Genomic DNA, 14962 nt, shown 5'->3' with positions numbered 1-14962 from the left:
AGAGCATGATGCAACAAGAGTATCAAAAATATTACGTACCTGCGCAAAGCCCTTGGCCTATAGTAGGTGCAGTTGCCCTTTTCCTCATTGCGGTAGGGGCGGGAAACTATGTGATTGAATCAACCAAAGGTGAGTCGGGTTACGGTGGGCATATTTTACTTGCTGGCATCGCCGTATTATTGGTGATGTTGGTGGGGTGGTTTAAAAACCAAATTGATGAGTCTATGTCAGGCCTGTACAGCGATCAACTGGGCCGTTCCTATCGCCAAGGTATGAGTTGGTTTATTTTCTCGGAAGTCATGTTCTTTGCTGCATTTTTCGGCGCGCTCTACTATGCACGTTTTATTGCTGTGCCCTGGCTGGGAGGCGCATCAAACAATGCCATGACCAATGAAGTATTGTGGCCTACTTTTGAAGCTATGTGGCCCTTAACGACTACCCCTGGTGGCATAACCACAGAGCGCATGAGTGCCGCTGGCTTGCCTACCATTAATACGGTCATTTTGCTGGTGTCCTCCATAACCTTACATTTTGCACATGTGGGTTTAGAACAAAACAAACGCAAGCAGCTTACCGTCATGTTGGGTATTACCATTTTATTGGGGATGGGTTTCTTGTTCCTGCAAGTTGAAGAATATATCCACGCATATCGTGATCTTGGGCTTACCCTTCAGTCGGGCATTTATGGCAATACCTTCTTTATGCTTACAGGCTTTCATGGCATGCACGTTACCTTGGGTACTCTAATACTTATTGTGCTGTTTTTCCGTGTGCTTAAAGGGCACTTTACCCCTGAAAACCATTTCGCCTTTCAAGCAGGCAGTTGGTATTGGCATTTTGTCGATGTGGTGTGGGTCATGCTCTTCTTGTTTGTGTATGTGCTGTAGCGCTATACGTCCTTAATAAGGACGAGGGTTTGGCGTAATTAATCCGGTGCTTATGGCCAGCAAGATAACAATCACAATAATGGCTGACGTGAGCACTCTGCGACCAATGTATTTGCTCATTGGCCCTTTTTTGTGGTCATTTTTAATCATGACCCGCATCGCTAAAAAGAGGTTTACCACCATGTATAGAACTAAAGCAAATAACACAATTTTAATCAGCATTATGACCTCTCAGTAAGCGGGAGGAGTTGCTGATGACACAACGTACTCCCGGGATTTGGCTTGCTGCAACGTTTATTCTTATTGTCGTCATTGCGTTGAGTTCTCTGGGTTTTTGGCAGTTACAGCGCATGGCTCAAAAGCAACAACGTTTGGATAGCATAACGGAAAAGCAACAAAAAGAAACCGTTGGTTTATTAACCGCCTTGCAGCTGAACGACCCCCGAGATGTGGACGTTAATTTCACCGGTAACGTCGATAACCAGCATCTTATTTTGGTGGATAATCAAGTGGTTGATAGTCAAGTTGGGTTTGATGTGATTGCCCCGGTACTGACCAATGTGGGCTGGATACTGGTGAATTTTGGCTGGGTGGCAGCACCGAATTTAACCCGTACTCTACCTATCGTGGAGGTGGCGGCAGGTGAGTCTCATTTAAGAGGGAAAGTTAGTGAGCCGAGTCTTAATCCCTTTGTACGCGACCCAGCTTCTGTTAATCAAACCTTTCCCGCGCTGGTGCAGCAAGTGTCTATACCGCGGATTCAGCAGATGCTAGACAGAAAACTGCAACCCTATGTTATCGAGTTAACCGGTGAAGATAGCGTCTTTTTGCGTCGTTACACACCTGTTGTCATGCCTCCAGAAAAACACCTTGGTTATGCCATTCAATGGTTTGCCCTTGCAGTTGCAGCGGTAGTGGTGGGTGGCCTTGCTATTGTTAAAAAGGAATCAAGCCATGAGTAATAAAGCGTCAAAGAAAACCCTCATCCTAATGGTGACTGTGTTTGTGCTTCCTGTAGTTCTGGCAAAGCTGGCTTTAGACCACGGCTGGTTTGAGCAAGCAGCCACTAACAAAGGGCAGTTATTACAACCTACCATTAATGTTTCTAGCATGGTGCAGGACAGTAAACCTAAGTGGCGACTCGTGTATGTGTTGCCCACTGACTGCGATCAAGCATGTAAGAACGCGCTTTTTAGTATCAATCAAGTGTGGCTTGCATTAGGGCGGGAGTCTAGTCGCGCAGAACCCGTGGTATTTGTCACGGCCAACAGCGATACCACCTCATTCGATTGGGCAAAGGATTACCCCAATGTTGTGGTTAAGCCACTCTCTGAAAAACCAGACACGCCACTACTCGATAGCAAGGTATATATAGTCGATACCTTAAACAATGCGGTGTTGCTATACCAAATGGATGACGATAAAGACGTGGCGGTTATGGAGAGTCGCAACATACTGGCCGACATGAAAAAGTTGCTAAAGCTTTCACGTATTGGCTAGGTGAAGACTATGAAAAAATTAGTGCTATTTAGTTTGTTTTTGGCCGCGGTAGTGATTGTATTGGGTGCCTATACCCGTTTGACTGATGCTGGATTGGGGTGTCCTGATTGGCCGGGGTGTTACGGTCATTTGACCGTACCGACCTCGGAGGCGAAAATTGATGCCGCCAATCAGGCGTTTCCCCATCGCCCAGTGGAAACGCATAAAGCGTGGAATGAAATGATTCATCGTTATTTTGCGGGGGCATTGGGGTTGTGCATTTTAGCCATTGCCACACTGGCGGTGATTAAGCGAAAGGAAGGCACACCGGTTAAGTTACCCTTGCTCCTGCTAGCTTTGGTTACCTTTCAGGCGGTGTTAGGTATGTGGACAGTCACCCTGAATCTCTTACCCGTGGTGGTCATGGGCCATTTATTAGGGGGGTTTAGTGTCATTGCTTGTCTCTATTTACTTTACTTGCGCCTTCCCTCTTCCGGCGAACATCGCCGAGTGACTCAGCCCAAGGGATTGCGCCAGTTAGGCTTCGCCAGTGCACTGGCTGTGATGATTCTCGTTGCTCAAATTGCATTGGGCGGGTGGACGTCTGCGAACTACGCTGCGTTAGCATGTACCGATATGCCCATATGTGAAGACGGTTGGCAGCAGCGTCTGGATTTTTCAGGTGCCTATACGATTCCGGAAGCTGATAATTATGAATACGGTGCGCACGACTATGGGCAAAGGATGACCATGCATATTGTTCATCGCGCAGGCGCACTCATCACCTCTGCCTATTTATTGCTCTTCGCCATACTTTGTTTGCGCCACAGTGCTTCAGGGCAGTTAAAAAAAGGCGTAGGCGTAATGCTAACTGCGCTTTGTGCTCAAGTGGCGTTAGGGGTAAGTAATGTCGTATTGAGTTTACCCCTTTTTGTGGCGGTGGCACACAATGCTGTGGCCGCTATTTTGTTGCTCTGTTTAGTGGGATTAACGTGGAAAGTTCACACTTTACAGGCTAGTCATCGTTTATTCAGTTCACGTCCGTCTTCTTCTTATTCGTTAAACGCCGGTAGGCTACGAGGTCATTATGGCTAAATCTTTATCTATATCATCACGTTCAGCACGCTACGAAGCCGCCACTTGGCGCGACTATTACGAATTAACGAAACCCAATGTGGTTATGCTCCTCTTGTTAACGGCATTGGTGGGGATGTGCTTGGCCACGCCTCAATGGGTAGAGACCACTGTGCTCTTAGCGGGTTTATTAGGGATTGGGATGCTGTCGGCATCGGCGGCAGTCATTAACCATGTGGTGGACCATCGCATTGATAGCATGATGGCAAGAACTTTTAACCGTCCAGTGGCGAAAGGAAAAGTGAGTATTCCTAACGCGTTAGTGTTTGCGGTATGTTTGGCAGTGGTTGGGTTCGCCATTTTAGCGTTATGGGTCAATATGTTAACTGCCTGGCTAACACTCGCAAGCTTAGTGGGCTACGCCTTTGTATACACCATGTTTCTGAAGCGTGCTACTCCACAAAATATCGTTATTGGTGGGTTGGCGGGTGCCGCCCCACCTTTGTTAGGTTGGACGGCGGTGACCGGCGAAGTGCATTCGCATGCTCTGTTGTTGGTGCTTATTGTGTTTACTTGGACACCACCACATTTTTGGGCATTAGCCATCCATAGGGAGAAGGATTACGCGAAAGCGAAGATTCCCATGTTGCCCGTCACCCATGGCGTCGCATTTACCAAAACCTCTGTCCTTTTATACACAGTGCTGCTGAGCCTTGTGTGCTTACTGCCATATTTAATCGGCATGAGTGACCTCATTTATTTAATTGGCTCAACTATGCTTAATGGCGGTTTCTTGTATTACGCGTTAAAACTCAAATTTGCACCGACTAACCAAACGGCGATGCAAACTTTTAGGTTTTCTATTATTCATCTCATGGTATTGTTTGTGATATTACTCTTGGATCACTATGTACCATTAAGTTTATGAATCAACGCATTTTCGTAGGAATTGTTGCATTTTTTGCACTGGTTGCAGGCATTATAGGGGCAATATATATTGCCCCGCCATCTCACGATGTGAAGCAAGTTCAGTATTTTCAGCCTTATCCCACGCCTCGTACGGTTGCCCCTTTTTCGCTGCTCGACACCCATGAAGCTCCCTTTACAGAAGAGAATTTGAAAGGGCAATGGACCTTGTTGTTTTTAGGTTATACTTTTTGCCCAGATATTTGCCCCACCACAATGGCCGAATTAAATGGCATTTATCCTCAGCTACAAGCGTTAGATACGACTCACCCTATCAAGGTTGTGTTTGTCTCTGTGGATCCTAAGCGAGACACGCCTGCACGTCTTAACGATTATGTTCGTTACTTCAATAAAGACTTTATTGGGCTTACAGGTGAACACAAAGATTTATTTCCTTTCGCGAGAAGCCTTGGCATGATGTACGCTATAGCTGAGAGTACAGATAATCCTAATTATCTGGTGGATCACAGTGCGTCGGTTGTACTTGTTAACCCAACCGGAGAAGTGCTGGGTCGTTTTAAACCTAAACGAGAAATTGGCACGTTATCAATTAGTGATGCACAGCAAATACTTGCTGATATGCCTGTAATTACCTCTACAAAGTAGTATGACATTAACTATAAGAAAGGGCGTGCCAACAGACGCGGCATCGGCTGTACCTCTAATTCTGTCGGCCGCATACGAATTATTAGTCTCTATCTTCGGCGACGAAGACGAGGAAAAGACGCGCGCTTTTCTGCATCATGCATGGTGTAAAGCGCAAGGCCAGTATGGTTGTCAAAACCATTGGGTAGCTGTGAAGGATAATAACGTTGTCGGTGTGGTAACGGCCTGGCATACCAAGCTAGGGAGCGCATTTGACCGCGCCACCTTAGACAGCATTACCACCTTTTACTCCCTCGATGAATCTATGCTTGTACTCATGCGCAATCAAGCGGTGTCTGTTGGGCTAGTTCCGCCCACACCACATGAACTCATGCTTGGGCATATCGCGGTGGATACAGCGCATAGAAAAACAGGTATCGGCCGCTTTATGATAGCGCACATGCTTACTCACGCGCGCACACTGAAAAAACAGACAATCGTGTTGGATGTGCAGTTGTCGAACATTCCCGCCATTCGCTTCTATCAACGGCTTAATTTTAGCGAATTGGCGGTAAATAGTGGCTTTGTTCGCTTTTCTTTAAACGTGTAGCTTTACTGTCGACTGTGTCGCCTTAATCCGGGTAACGTCCCTGTTCGTTAGCCACAAAAAAGGGCTGAGAATACCAGTAATATCTGCCTCTGTGAGCCTTTGAAGGGGCAGTACAGTTCACTCGCGAGCGCCCGGTGGGCAATTGAGTTTCTAGGTAAAAGGTAATTTTATTTGAGCTGGTTTTTGTCGAGATTTTTTCTCCACCAAAGAAGCACTGTGTTTGTGTAATGCTGACATCTGAAGCAATATCTAACCCCGTATCTGCATTGCCAATGGTTAATGTCACTGATGCCGGCGGAGTGTGAGACGTTAACGCTGGATTCACCACGGTGCTATTAACCACCGGCATGGCAATACTTTTTAACTTGGTTTTTAACGTGGCAAGATTGGAATAAGGGCCGGCAGCAGGGAAGCGAGGTAAAGCGCTGGTGTCACTTAACGGGCCTACTGCGCCTGAATGCTGGCCAAAGCCTATATAATTTGCGCGTTTGACTTGAGCTGCTAGCGGTTCGTTAAATTCACCAAAAGGGTATGCTAAATACTGAAGTGAGACGCCTACTTTGTCTTTTAAAGTGGCTTCTGCCTGTTCAACATTTTGCCAAACATCTGCTAGCCAGTGTGTATTTGTTTGGCTGTTATCCAACATATGAATATGATCTAGCGTGTGATTCGCAAAGGTGACGCCTTCGTTGTGCATAGCGTCGACCTGTTGCCAAGTTAGCTGCTGACGATGAGCCCCTATTTCGTTTGGATTTATAAATACGGTGTACGGAAATCCGTATTTGGCTAAAATTGGATGGGCATTATGTAAAATATTCGCATAGCCGTCGTCAAATGTAATTACCACGCTGTTCTCAGGCAAACTGGCACCGCCAGTAATGGCATCAACGGCTTGGGTTAATGCGATTACAGTATGGTGCTTGCTGAGGTACGCCATATGTGACTCGAACGTATCGGGACTAATACTGGTACTCGCGGGCGTTTCTTCTGAAACATGATGATAAAGCAATATCACGGTATTGTGTTTTAACACACTGTTGTCGGGCGTATCTGCGGCTGACACTGCAGTAGTACTAGCAAGCAGTAATATCAGTATGGCGTAGGTTGAACGAAGACAAGCGCAGAGAGAAAAGAGCGTGATACACTTCATTTTTTATTCCTGTTTAATTTTCTCACCCTTACCGGATAAGGGCTATTGGGCACAAGGTTAATGCACCAAAACCAAAAGACTGAGCAACATGCTCAGCAAATTCAACAGCAAACACCGCGCCAACAAAAGCGCTTTTGGCAAGACAATACCCGCCTTATTGCATTGGCCGTGCCTATGATCATCGCGAATGTTACCACACCTTTGTTAGGCTTAGTGGATACTGCTGTGCTTGGTCATATGCAATCTACCGCTATGCTAGCGGGCGCGTCTGTAGGGGCGCTGATTATTACGCAAATCTACTGGGTGTGTGGCTTTCTTCGCATGTCTTCTACAGGTCTTAGCGCGCAGGCTAAAGGTCAGCAAAATGCAAAGCTAGCCTCGGCCAAAGTGTTATGGCAAACCGCACTGGTTGCGGCGCTTTTAGGCTTAATGCTGTGGGCGCTGCAGATGCCTGTTTTGCACGCGGGCATCGCGCTCTCTAATCCGGCCGATGATGTACAGGGCCACTTAACCGCTTACTTCAATGTACGGGTGTGGGGCGCACCAGCCGCCATGTTGAACTTAGCCCTTATTGGATGGTTAGTAGGGCAACAAAAAACACGTACCGTGCTGGCCATCCAAGTGGTGGGGAACCTTCTCAATGCAGGGTTAGACATGCTGTTTGTGTACGGGTTTGATTTGTCGGTGTCCGGTGTTGCTCTAGCGAGCGTAATGGCAGAGTACACCATGGCGATTCTCGCCTTAATTGTGGCAATGAAACTCACCCTGGGCATTACTCCTCAGCCCTCTTGGTTCAACAAAGCCGCCCGAAAAATACTCATGAAACTAAATGGCGACATGCTGCTAAGAAATTTAGCACTGCAAGGCTGTTTGGCGTTTCTTACTATTCAAGGCGCAAGATTTGGCGAGACGGCAGCCGCCACTAACGCCATATTGATGCAATTTTTCGTGCTTATTGCGTTGGGGCTAGACGGTATTGCTTATGCTGTAGAAGCGCTAGTTGGCGAGGCAAAAGGTGCACATAATGCCCGTGAAATAAAACGCAGAACCTATCAAGGGCTAGTGTGGTCAAGCCTATTTGCGATTCTCTACGCGATGACTTTTTACGTGGCGGGTGAATCTATTATTGGTGCCCTTACTACGCATACGCACTTGGTCTCTCAAGCAGTCGCCTATTTACCGCTGATGATCGTTTTACCCCTGCTTGCTCACTGGTGCTTTCTTTACGATGGCGTTTTTGTCGGATTGACCAAGGCGGCAGCGATGCGAAATACCATGATATTTAGCGCGTTAGGGGTTTTCTTCCCTCTTTGGTACGTAACTCAAGCACTTGGCAATATCAGTTTATGGTATGCCTTGTTGGGCTTTTTGTTTGCCCGAGGTATCAGCTTAGCGTGGGTGTTTGCTCGCTTAGACAAACGCCAACGCCTGACTGAATAACGAAAAACTTACTTCGATTGTGCTTCTTCTATGGGTAAGTAGATGTCGGTAATAGCATCGGCTGCCCCCACCTCTGGGTAAAAGCGGACACGCTCTATAAATATTGGGAAGTCTCGCAAAACAAAAAGGGTACTAGGCAGCCACGAGGCATATAATTCATGCACATAGGATCCAATTTGACTGTCATCGCCGATAAGCCTCACTGTCGCGCACAGGCCAGCTGGAATGTGTTTTTTTTCAATGTTGCTGTGATCAATCGTCTTTTCTTGCGGAATTTCACATGCAACGCCAAAACGATAGTCTTCGTCGCGGGTGGCATTAGGGTCATCATAAAGCACGTTGAAGGTGCGATAAGCAGAGGGCGGTAAGGTTTCCTGTTTGCGCCAGTCAATGAAGGATTTTACGGTCTTCAGCACTAAATTGGGTTGGCCTTGATGTACCCATTCGGCAATAGGGATGGTAGGGAAGTGTTGAACGTTGACCTGTTGAGCAGAGAACGGTGGGTTATTCATGGGGTTTCCTCTATGGACGGTAAGGGATGATAAAGGAGTAAAGCGTTGATGCAGTAACTCCCATTGAGGTTGTGCTCGAAATGTGGATGGCGCGACGTCGAAAAGCTTCTTAAACGCGCGGGCGAAACCTTCTGCACTTGAGAAGCCAGCATCTAACGCCACGGTTAAAATAGGAATGTCATTTCGAAATGCCAACTGATAAGCGGCGCGATATACCCGTACTTTCCTGCCATAAGCCCCTATGTTTTGATTAAAGTGCGAGGCAAAAAGCCGGTGCAAATGAAAGGGGGATAATGCTGCAACGTCGCTAAGGGCCTGTAAATCACTGGCAAGAGATGGCTCTCTCTCTATGGCTTCGGCAACGTTAACCAGTCGTTGAAATAGGGGATTCATAAAAAGTACTTATTCGCTACTCAGTTAGGTGAATGACTAAACCAGTATCAAACTAACCCAATTTTAAGCGCCTTGCCCTACCGATTTTGCTAAGATTTACGTTGAAGCACTATAAAACTGTGAGGTTCATCCCCTTTTCCCACATTGAGGTGTTTAATGATGCAGTCTGTTTGCATTGCTAGTTCAATAAAACCATGAATCCCAAGAGAAGCATAGTAAACCCTAGGGCCCATATAATTATCGTAGTGTTCACCCGCGCTTTCAACGCCGCCAAAACTAAAAATAAACACGCCATTAGGCGCCAATGCATCACTCAGCTTTTTAATTAATGGCGGTTGTTGAGTTAACGGGACATGCCAAATGCTATCCCAGGCCATTATAAAGTGATAAGTGTTTGGCTTGAGGGGATAGGTACAAATATCGGCGTGGGTGAAGGTGGCTTCGGGGTAGTTTTTTTGTGCAATGGCAAGCATGCCAGATGACACATCTATGCCTTCTATCGATAATCCTTGTTCAGCCAGGCGCGGATAAAAGCGGCAGGTGCAGCCGCAACCAACATCAAGGGCTTTCGCATCTTTAGGGAGCTGGGGTAAATAGGCTAGCGCTTGCTCTAATGCGTTCATGCCATTGCTGCGATTAAATTCCTCAGACGTCCATAAGTGGGTAATACTATTATAGGCTTGTCCAGTTTCTTCTGGGCTCATGGGGTGTCCTTGCTTCCTTCAAAGCATAAGTCGATTAAGTGATGGCGAATGCCACTGCCGCATCCGCATGAATTTGCGTGGTATCGTACAAAGGCAGTGGGGTATCGGTCTGAGAAATCAGTAAAGCAATCTCAGTGCATCCCAAAATGATTGCCTCCGCGCCTCGTTGCTTTAAGTTATTTATAATCTCGATATAGCAATTTCTGGAGGCCTCGCAAACGACACCTTTACATAATTCATTGTAGATAATTTCATGAACAGTTGTTTGCTCATCTGTCGTTGGGGTAAGAACATTTAAATCGAATTTATCAGTGAGGTGTGAGGAATAAAAGCGCTCTGACATGGTAAACGCTGTCCCCAATAGCCCTACATGTTTGACGCCATCGGTTTTCAGCTTTTCGCCGGTGGCATCTGCAATATGAAGTAATGGTATGGTTATCGCGTTCTGTACAATGTTAGCCACCTTGTGCATTGTATTGGTACAAATAACGATTCCCTCAGCACCCATGGCTTCCAAGCTTTTCGCTGCACTAATGAGAATATCAGCAGCACCTTTCCAATTCCCATCGTGCTGGTATCGCGCAATATCGGCAAAGTCGACACTGTAAAGACAAAGTTTAGCGCTGTGTAAGCCACCTAATTGGTGATTCACTCCGCGATTGATAAATTGATAATACGAGACGGTAGACTCCCAACTCATCCCGCCAATTAATCCAAGTGTTTTCATTGGTGGCCTTCCTCTTTGCGATGGCTCAAGGGCTAGGGGAATTGGCCGTCAAAGAGCACGCTTTATCAATAAGGGATATTTACGATACGTGAGAAACTGTTAAATGTCATCAGGGGGCTTTTTACTTTTTAAGGAGGAAAAACGAGAGAGAAAAATACCTACATAGCCATACATGGCGAAGGCAAAGCCAATAAACAATGTGGCTAGAGAAAATAGGTATATAACAATGTGATATTGGCTTAAAAGCAGCAAACATACAGCGCCGACAACGAAAATCGATAGCCCGATTTTAAAACGTTGCCAGCTTGTATTTACGTCTCTCATTGCGCTGAATGGCGGTTAGTAATAAGAGTGTTCGCCAGCTTCGTGCTCTGTTGCATCTCGCACGCCTTTAAGCTCACCGGCAAAGTGTTCTAGCATTTGTTTTTCAATACCGTCTTTTAAGGTGACATCTACCATTGAGCAGCCGTTACAACCGCCGCCAAATTGTAAGATGGCATAGCCTTCTTCAGTCACTTCTACCAACATGACTTGTCCGCCATGGCTGGCCAATTGCGGGTTAATTTCAGACTCTATCATGTAGTTGATACGCTCAACTAGCGGAGCATCGTCAGCAACCTTGCGTGCCTTAGCGTTAGGTGCTTTCAGGGTCAGTTGAGAGCCCATTTGGTCTGTAACGTAGTCAATTTCCGCTTCGTCTAAATAAGGAACACTTTCTTCATCTACTACGGCGTCAAAGCCGTTAAATTCAAGGCGCGTGTCGCTTTCTTCCACCGCGTCAGGTGGGCAATAGGACACACCGCACTCTGCGCTTGATGTGCCTGGGTTTACGACGAATACGCGAATATTTGTGCCAGGCTCTTGTTTACTCAGTAATTTTACAAAGTGAGCCTGAGCATCTTCTGATATAGTGATCATCAGCAAGTCCTACATACGATTAAAATTTTATCTATGATAACAAATTAACTTGAGTAAATCAGTCAAGTATTTTTTGTTTTCGATGTACTAGCAAAACAACAAGACGGGAACGCTATGTTAGCTTCATTCTCACACGCTGCTCTTACCCTACTACGCAGTGCGTCTCTAATTGGCGCGGCTTTTAGTTTACTAATGGTAACCTCGTTACCCTCCTATGCCATTGATATCGACGTAGATACGGGAGGACGTCCCGTACTCGATTATCTTCCTGAAAATGTCGACTATAACCCGGCAATTCCTACCCCAGAATCTGTACTGGGTATGCAATTGGGCGAATGGCATGTTAGGCATGACCAACTCGTACATTACCTTAATGTACTTGCTGACGCCTCTGACCGTATGACAATCAAAGAGATGGGTCGTACGCATGAAAACAGGCCTCTCCTCCTGTTAACCATTACTGCGCCACACAATCACGCTGAGATAGAAACCCTTCGACAACGTCACTTATCACAACTCGCGTCAGGCTCAGAGCCCAGTGAAAACGCCCCCCTCATTCTATACATGGGGTATAGCATTCACGGCAACGAACCCTCCGGTTCAAATGCCGCGCTGGCGGTAGCCTATTACTTAGCCGCTGCCCAAGGCGAAGCCATTGATACTTTGCTAACCAATAATGTTGTGTTGCTTGACCCTTCTTTCAACCCCGACGGCCTATCTCGTTTTGCACAATGGGCTAATATGCATAAGGGCACCCAACTGGTGGCTGATAGTTTGCACCGGGAGCATAACGAAGGTTGGCCATCGGGAAGAACCAATCACTATTGGTTCGATTTAAATCGAGACTGGTTATTACTGGCGCACCCGGAATCTAAGGCACGTATTGCACAGTTTCATCGCTGGCGCCCCCATGTGTTAACTGATTTTCATGAAATGGGCACGAACAGCAGCTATTTCTTTCAGCCTGGTGTACGCGCTAGAAAAAACCCGCTAACGCCAGACGCCAACGTAACCCTCACCGAAGCACTTGCGTCGTTTCACGCTCGCGCTTTAGACGGTCAAAACGAGCTGTATTTTACCGAAGAAGCCTACGACGATTTTTACGCAGGTAAAGGCTCTACATACCCTGATCTTCATGGCAGTGTGGGGATTTTGTTTGAACAGGCAAGGTCAAGGGGCCATCTTCAAGCGTCGATAAATGGCAATCTTGCGTTCGCCGACACAATTGCAAACCAGGTCACCACATCGCTTAGCACCTTTGCTGGGGCCGTTGCCAACAAACCGGCGCTATTGCAATACCAGAGCAGCTTTGTGGGTGAAGCACAAAAATTGGCAAAGCAAGACAAGTTAGGTGGCTACCTGTTGGCCATGCCTGACGATTTAGGCAGATTTAGTGCGCTTACCGAATTACTATCACAACACCAGGTTGTGTTTCATGTTGTTACCCGTGATGTCACAGTGGACAGTCAAACCTTTCAAGCCAATCGCGCCATTTATATTCCATTAGAGCAATACCAATATCGCTTAGTTAAATCGCTATTTTCAACCCAAACCTCGTTTGAGGATAACACCTTTTATGATGTCTCTAGTTGGCATATTGCGCTGGCATTTAATGTTGATTACACCCCTGTTACCCGCCGTCAAAGCAGTAGCGTCAAATGGGATGCTAACGCTAAACTCGTGCAGGCTAATCCAATGCTTAAGTTTGACAGCAACGCGTATGCCTACGCGTTTTCTTGGCACGATTACTATGCACCTGCACTACTGCAGTCTTTACTCGAGGCTGGTGTAAAAGTTCGCAGTAGCCAGAACAGTTTCACCGCGCGTACGCAATTTAGTGGGGAGGTAGAGTTCCCGCCAGGCAGTATTGTTATTCCAGCAGGCCCAGCGCGCTTAAAGCAGCCCAACAATTTGGTTTCACTCATTAAACAAAAGGCGCAACCCCTTGGCATGAGTGTATATGGCATCAAAAGTGGTTTAACGCCTGCAGGGAGCGATCTGGGAAGTCGCGGGATTTCACCTATCAGCATGCCCAAAGTGTTAATAGTGGGTGGAAAGGGAACCCGTGAGTATGAAGTCGGTGAAATGTGGCATTACTTTGATACTCGTGTTGGCCTACCCACCACCATTATTGAGCAACGAAATCTTCTTCAAGCGCTGCAAGGGGATTACACTCATATTCTATTTCCAAGTGGTCGCTTCGAATTGTCTCAGAATACCAAGGACATCCTTATCGACTGGGTGAAACAAGGCGGGGTACTGATAGGTCAAAAATCAGCGCTACGGTATTTTTCCGCGAATAGTTGGTTAAACATCGATGTTTTACTGCGTGAGGAAATTGATAATCTCTTTAAAGAAGAAGGTTTGTCTTACAAAGACAGGGCGTCTCATGGCGCACAAAAGTTGGTAGCTGGTGCGGTATACGAAGCAGAAATAGACACCAGTCACCCTCTGTTTTTTGGTTATACAGGTGAAACATTGGCCATGTTTAAAACCAGCAATATGATCATCGACAATCACTACTCACCGTTTACCACGCCTGCCCGTTACACCGAAGCGCCGTTAATGGCGGGGTTTAGCGCAGACCCAATAGTGAAACTCATCGCAAAGACCCCCGCGGTAGTCACCACCAATAAAGGGAAAGGGCTGATTATTGGCTTTGTGGATAACACCCAATTTAGGGGGTACTGGTATGGCACGAATAAGATGCTTAGTAATGCTATTTACCAATCCCATTTTCTACATTAAGTAAATGGCTTTTAGGCGGTGGTGTAAACGCCACTGCCCATACTTCAATATTTAGGTGAGGGTAACGGGCGCTTAATAAACCAGCTAACCTATCCACCGTTATCCCCGTGGTGATAACATCGTCAACAATGGCGACCCGAAGCACGGCGCTAGGTTCGCTTACATAGCCATCTATTCCATGTTTTGTCAGTGCATAACTGTGTTTCGCGTTGACGTAACGGGCTTGTTTGTCGAGTAAGTGTTGGGCGGTATCTGTTTGACGAATTGCCCAGTGCTGATACACCGGTATACCTAGCTTGCGCCCTATGTATAAAGCCAGTACAGCAGATTGATTAAATTGCCGCTGAGCAAAGCGCCGCGCGCCTAGAGGAACGGGTAATAACAAATCTGGTTTTGGCCCAGTATGCTGTTGCCATTTGTCGACAAACAGCCTGCCAATCTCTTGGCTTGCGGTGAGAGAATGGCGAAACTTCATTAAGTGAATTAGGCTTGAAAGAGGCGGTGTGTACAAGCCATACACGCAAAGTCGTTGGTAGCGGCAGTGCCGCACATGCCGACTGATAAGACCAAAGGACAGTAAATTTTCTTTATACTTGCGGGTATCAAAAGAAAATATGTCATCTTCACACCACTGACATACTGGCGTGGGACTTGCCTGATAGCATAGTAAGCAGGAAACATTTAAAGCACGTTTAATGGACGCAACACGAGCTTTAAAGAATTGGGTCAACGCGCAGATAGACTTGCTCCTAAGTCGCGTCTTGCAACA

General features: G+C 46.6%; 16 protein-coding genes. 9 read left to right on the top strand and 7 right to left on the bottom strand.

Annotation, left to right across the window (positions count from 1 at the left end; genetic code table 11):
* Nucleotides 1-5 precede the first annotated feature (5 nt).
* Complete coding sequence (locus IUA53_RS19770; RefSeq protein ID WP_196897674.1) at nt 6-887, top strand: cytochrome c oxidase subunit 3; 882 nt, start codon at nt 6-8, stop codon at nt 885-887.
* A 12-nt stretch (nt 888-899) separates the two neighbouring features.
* Here IUA53_RS19770 and IUA53_RS19765 read toward each other — a convergent pair whose 3' ends face one another.
* A complete protein-coding gene (locus IUA53_RS19765) occupies nt 900-1109 on the bottom strand; it encodes a DUF2909 domain-containing protein (protein ID WP_044058550.1) in 210 nt (69 codons plus the stop codon).
* Nucleotides 1110-1141: 32 nt separating this feature from the next.
* Here IUA53_RS19765 and IUA53_RS19760 point away from each other — a divergent pair, with 32 nt between their 5' ends.
* The 6 genes from IUA53_RS19760 to IUA53_RS19735 are packed head-to-tail and all read left to right on the top strand — an operon-like array spanning nt 1142 to nt 5601.
* Nucleotides 1142-1849, top strand: coding sequence for an SURF1 family protein (locus IUA53_RS19760; RefSeq protein WP_196897673.1), 708 nt, complete (start codon nt 1142-1144; stop codon nt 1847-1849).
* On the top strand, nt 1842-2387 hold the full coding sequence (locus tag IUA53_RS19755) for a hypothetical protein (protein ID WP_044058549.1): 546 nt from the start codon (nt 1842-1844) through the stop codon (nt 2385-2387). Before IUA53_RS19760 ends, IUA53_RS19755 begins: the two co-directional genes overlap by 8 nt.
* A gap of 9 nt (nt 2388-2396) precedes the next feature.
* Entirely contained in the window at nt 2397-3461 is a 1065-nt protein-coding gene (locus tag IUA53_RS19750; protein ID WP_196897672.1) for a COX15/CtaA family protein, read from the top strand.
* Nucleotides 3454-4368 (top strand): heme o synthase, encoded by a 915-nt coding sequence (gene cyoE, locus IUA53_RS19745; RefSeq protein WP_044058548.1) that lies wholly within the window; start codon nt 3454-3456, stop codon nt 4366-4368. Before IUA53_RS19750 ends, cyoE begins: the two co-directional genes overlap by 8 nt.
* Entirely contained in the window at nt 4365-5012 is a 648-nt protein-coding gene (locus tag IUA53_RS19740; RefSeq protein WP_196897671.1) for an SCO family protein, read from the top strand. Before cyoE ends, IUA53_RS19740 begins: the two co-directional genes overlap by 4 nt.
* A 1-nt stretch (nt 5013) precedes the next feature.
* Nucleotides 5014-5601 carry a GNAT family N-acetyltransferase gene (locus IUA53_RS19735; RefSeq protein WP_196897670.1) on the top strand — a complete coding sequence of 196 codons (588 nt, stop codon included), beginning with the start codon at nt 5014-5016 and terminating at the stop codon, nt 5599-5601.
* A gap of 22 nt (nt 5602-5623) precedes the next feature.
* On the opposite strand, the gene IUA53_RS19730 is transcribed toward IUA53_RS19735, so the two are convergent.
* Nucleotides 5624-6751, bottom strand: coding sequence for a polysaccharide deacetylase family protein (locus IUA53_RS19730; protein WP_196897669.1), 1128 nt, complete (start codon nt 6749-6751; stop codon nt 5624-5626).
* A 174-nt stretch (nt 6752-6925) separates the two neighbouring features.
* On the opposite strand from IUA53_RS19730, the gene IUA53_RS19725 reads away from it, so the two are divergent.
* A complete protein-coding gene (locus IUA53_RS19725; protein ID WP_196899631.1) occupies nt 6926-8191 on the top strand; it encodes an MATE family efflux transporter in 1266 nt (421 codons plus the stop codon).
* Nucleotides 8192-8199: 8 nt separating this feature from the next.
* On the opposite strand, the gene IUA53_RS19720 is transcribed toward IUA53_RS19725, so the two are convergent.
* The 4 genes from IUA53_RS19720 to nfuA form a co-directional block, all read right to left on the bottom strand.
* Nucleotides 8200-9096 carry an AraC family transcriptional regulator gene (locus IUA53_RS19720; protein WP_196897668.1) on the bottom strand — a complete coding sequence of 299 codons (897 nt, stop codon included), beginning with the start codon at nt 9094-9096 and terminating at the stop codon, nt 8200-8202.
* An 89-nt stretch (nt 9097-9185) separates the two neighbouring features.
* Nucleotides 9186-9800 carry a class I SAM-dependent DNA methyltransferase gene (locus IUA53_RS19715; protein ID WP_044058543.1) on the bottom strand — a complete coding sequence of 205 codons (615 nt, stop codon included), beginning with the start codon at nt 9798-9800 and terminating at the stop codon, nt 9186-9188.
* Nucleotides 9801-9834: 34 nt separating this feature from the next.
* Nucleotides 9835-10527 (bottom strand): aspartate/glutamate racemase family protein, encoded by a 693-nt coding sequence (locus IUA53_RS19710; RefSeq protein ID WP_044449090.1) that lies wholly within the window; start codon nt 10525-10527, stop codon nt 9835-9837.
* A gap of 339 nt (nt 10528-10866) precedes the next feature.
* The gene (gene nfuA / locus IUA53_RS19705) at nt 10867-11445 is read right to left on the bottom strand and encodes a Fe-S biogenesis protein NfuA (protein WP_044058540.1); all 579 of its coding nucleotides are present in this window, start codon (nt 11443-11445) and stop codon (nt 10867-10869) included.
* A 114-nt stretch (nt 11446-11559) separates the two neighbouring features.
* Between nfuA and IUA53_RS19700 the strand changes: the two genes are divergently transcribed.
* Nucleotides 11560-14193, top strand: coding sequence for a M14 family zinc carboxypeptidase (locus IUA53_RS19700; protein ID WP_196897667.1), 2634 nt, complete (start codon nt 11560-11562; stop codon nt 14191-14193).
* Here IUA53_RS19700 and IUA53_RS19695 read toward each other — a convergent pair.
* Entirely contained in the window at nt 14165-14668 is a 504-nt protein-coding gene (locus tag IUA53_RS19695; RefSeq protein ID WP_231401206.1) for a ComF family protein, read from the bottom strand. The two genes, IUA53_RS19700 and IUA53_RS19695, sit on opposite strands and share 29 nt — an antisense overlap.
* Nucleotides 14669-14962 lie beyond the last annotated feature (294 nt).

It is taken from the genome of Alteromonas sp. B31-7 (genome assembly GCF_015767655.1).
In the GTDB taxonomy this organism is placed as follows: domain Bacteria; phylum Pseudomonadota; class Gammaproteobacteria; order Enterobacterales; family Alteromonadaceae; genus Alteromonas; species Alteromonas australica.
The sequence above is the reverse complement of the archived record's forward strand: the minus strand, read 5'-3'. Positions and strand labels throughout refer to the sequence as shown.

What these genes read in the sequence shown, in the direction of transcription:
- IUA53_RS19770 (WP_196897674.1), top strand. Translation starts at nt 6, where the DNA reads ATGATGCAACAAGAGTATCAAAAATATTACGTACCTGCGCAAAGCCCT.
- IUA53_RS19765 (WP_044058550.1), bottom strand. Translation starts at nt 1,109, where the DNA reads ATGCTGATTAAAATTGTGTTATTTGCTTTAGTTCTATACATGGTGGTA.
- IUA53_RS19760 (WP_196897673.1), top strand. Translation starts at nt 1,142, where the DNA reads ATGACACAACGTACTCCCGGGATTTGGCTTGCTGCAACGTTTATTCTT.
- IUA53_RS19755 (WP_044058549.1), top strand. Translation starts at nt 1,842, where the DNA reads ATGAGTAATAAAGCGTCAAAGAAAACCCTCATCCTAATGGTGACTGTG.
- IUA53_RS19750 (WP_196897672.1), top strand. Translation starts at nt 2,397, where the DNA reads ATGAAAAAATTAGTGCTATTTAGTTTGTTTTTGGCCGCGGTAGTGATT.
- cyoE (WP_044058548.1), top strand. Translation starts at nt 3,454, where the DNA reads ATGGCTAAATCTTTATCTATATCATCACGTTCAGCACGCTACGAAGCC.
- IUA53_RS19740 (WP_196897671.1), top strand. Translation starts at nt 4,365, where the DNA reads ATGAATCAACGCATTTTCGTAGGAATTGTTGCATTTTTTGCACTGGTT.
- IUA53_RS19735 (WP_196897670.1), top strand. Translation starts at nt 5,014, where the DNA reads ATGACATTAACTATAAGAAAGGGCGTGCCAACAGACGCGGCATCGGCT.
- IUA53_RS19730 (WP_196897669.1), bottom strand. Translation starts at nt 6,751, where the DNA reads ATGAAGTGTATCACGCTCTTTTCTCTCTGCGCTTGTCTTCGTTCAACC.
- IUA53_RS19725 (WP_196899631.1), top strand. Translation starts at nt 6,926, where the DNA reads ATGATCATCGCGAATGTTACCACACCTTTGTTAGGCTTAGTGGATACT.
- IUA53_RS19720 (WP_196897668.1), bottom strand. Translation starts at nt 9,096, where the DNA reads ATGAATCCCCTATTTCAACGACTGGTTAACGTTGCCGAAGCCATAGAG.
- IUA53_RS19715 (WP_044058543.1), bottom strand. Translation starts at nt 9,800, where the DNA reads ATGAGCCCAGAAGAAACTGGACAAGCCTATAATAGTATTACCCACTTA.
- IUA53_RS19710 (WP_044449090.1), bottom strand. Translation starts at nt 10,527, where the DNA reads ATGAAAACACTTGGATTAATTGGCGGGATGAGTTGGGAGTCTACCGTC.
- nfuA (WP_044058540.1), bottom strand. Translation starts at nt 11,445, where the DNA reads ATGATCACTATATCAGAAGATGCTCAGGCTCACTTTGTAAAATTACTG.
- IUA53_RS19700 (WP_196897667.1), top strand. Translation starts at nt 11,560, where the DNA reads ATGTTAGCTTCATTCTCACACGCTGCTCTTACCCTACTACGCAGTGCG.
- IUA53_RS19695 (WP_231401206.1), bottom strand. Translation starts at nt 14,668, where the DNA reads ATGAAGTTTCGCCATTCTCTCACCGCAAGCCAAGAGATTGGCAGGCTG.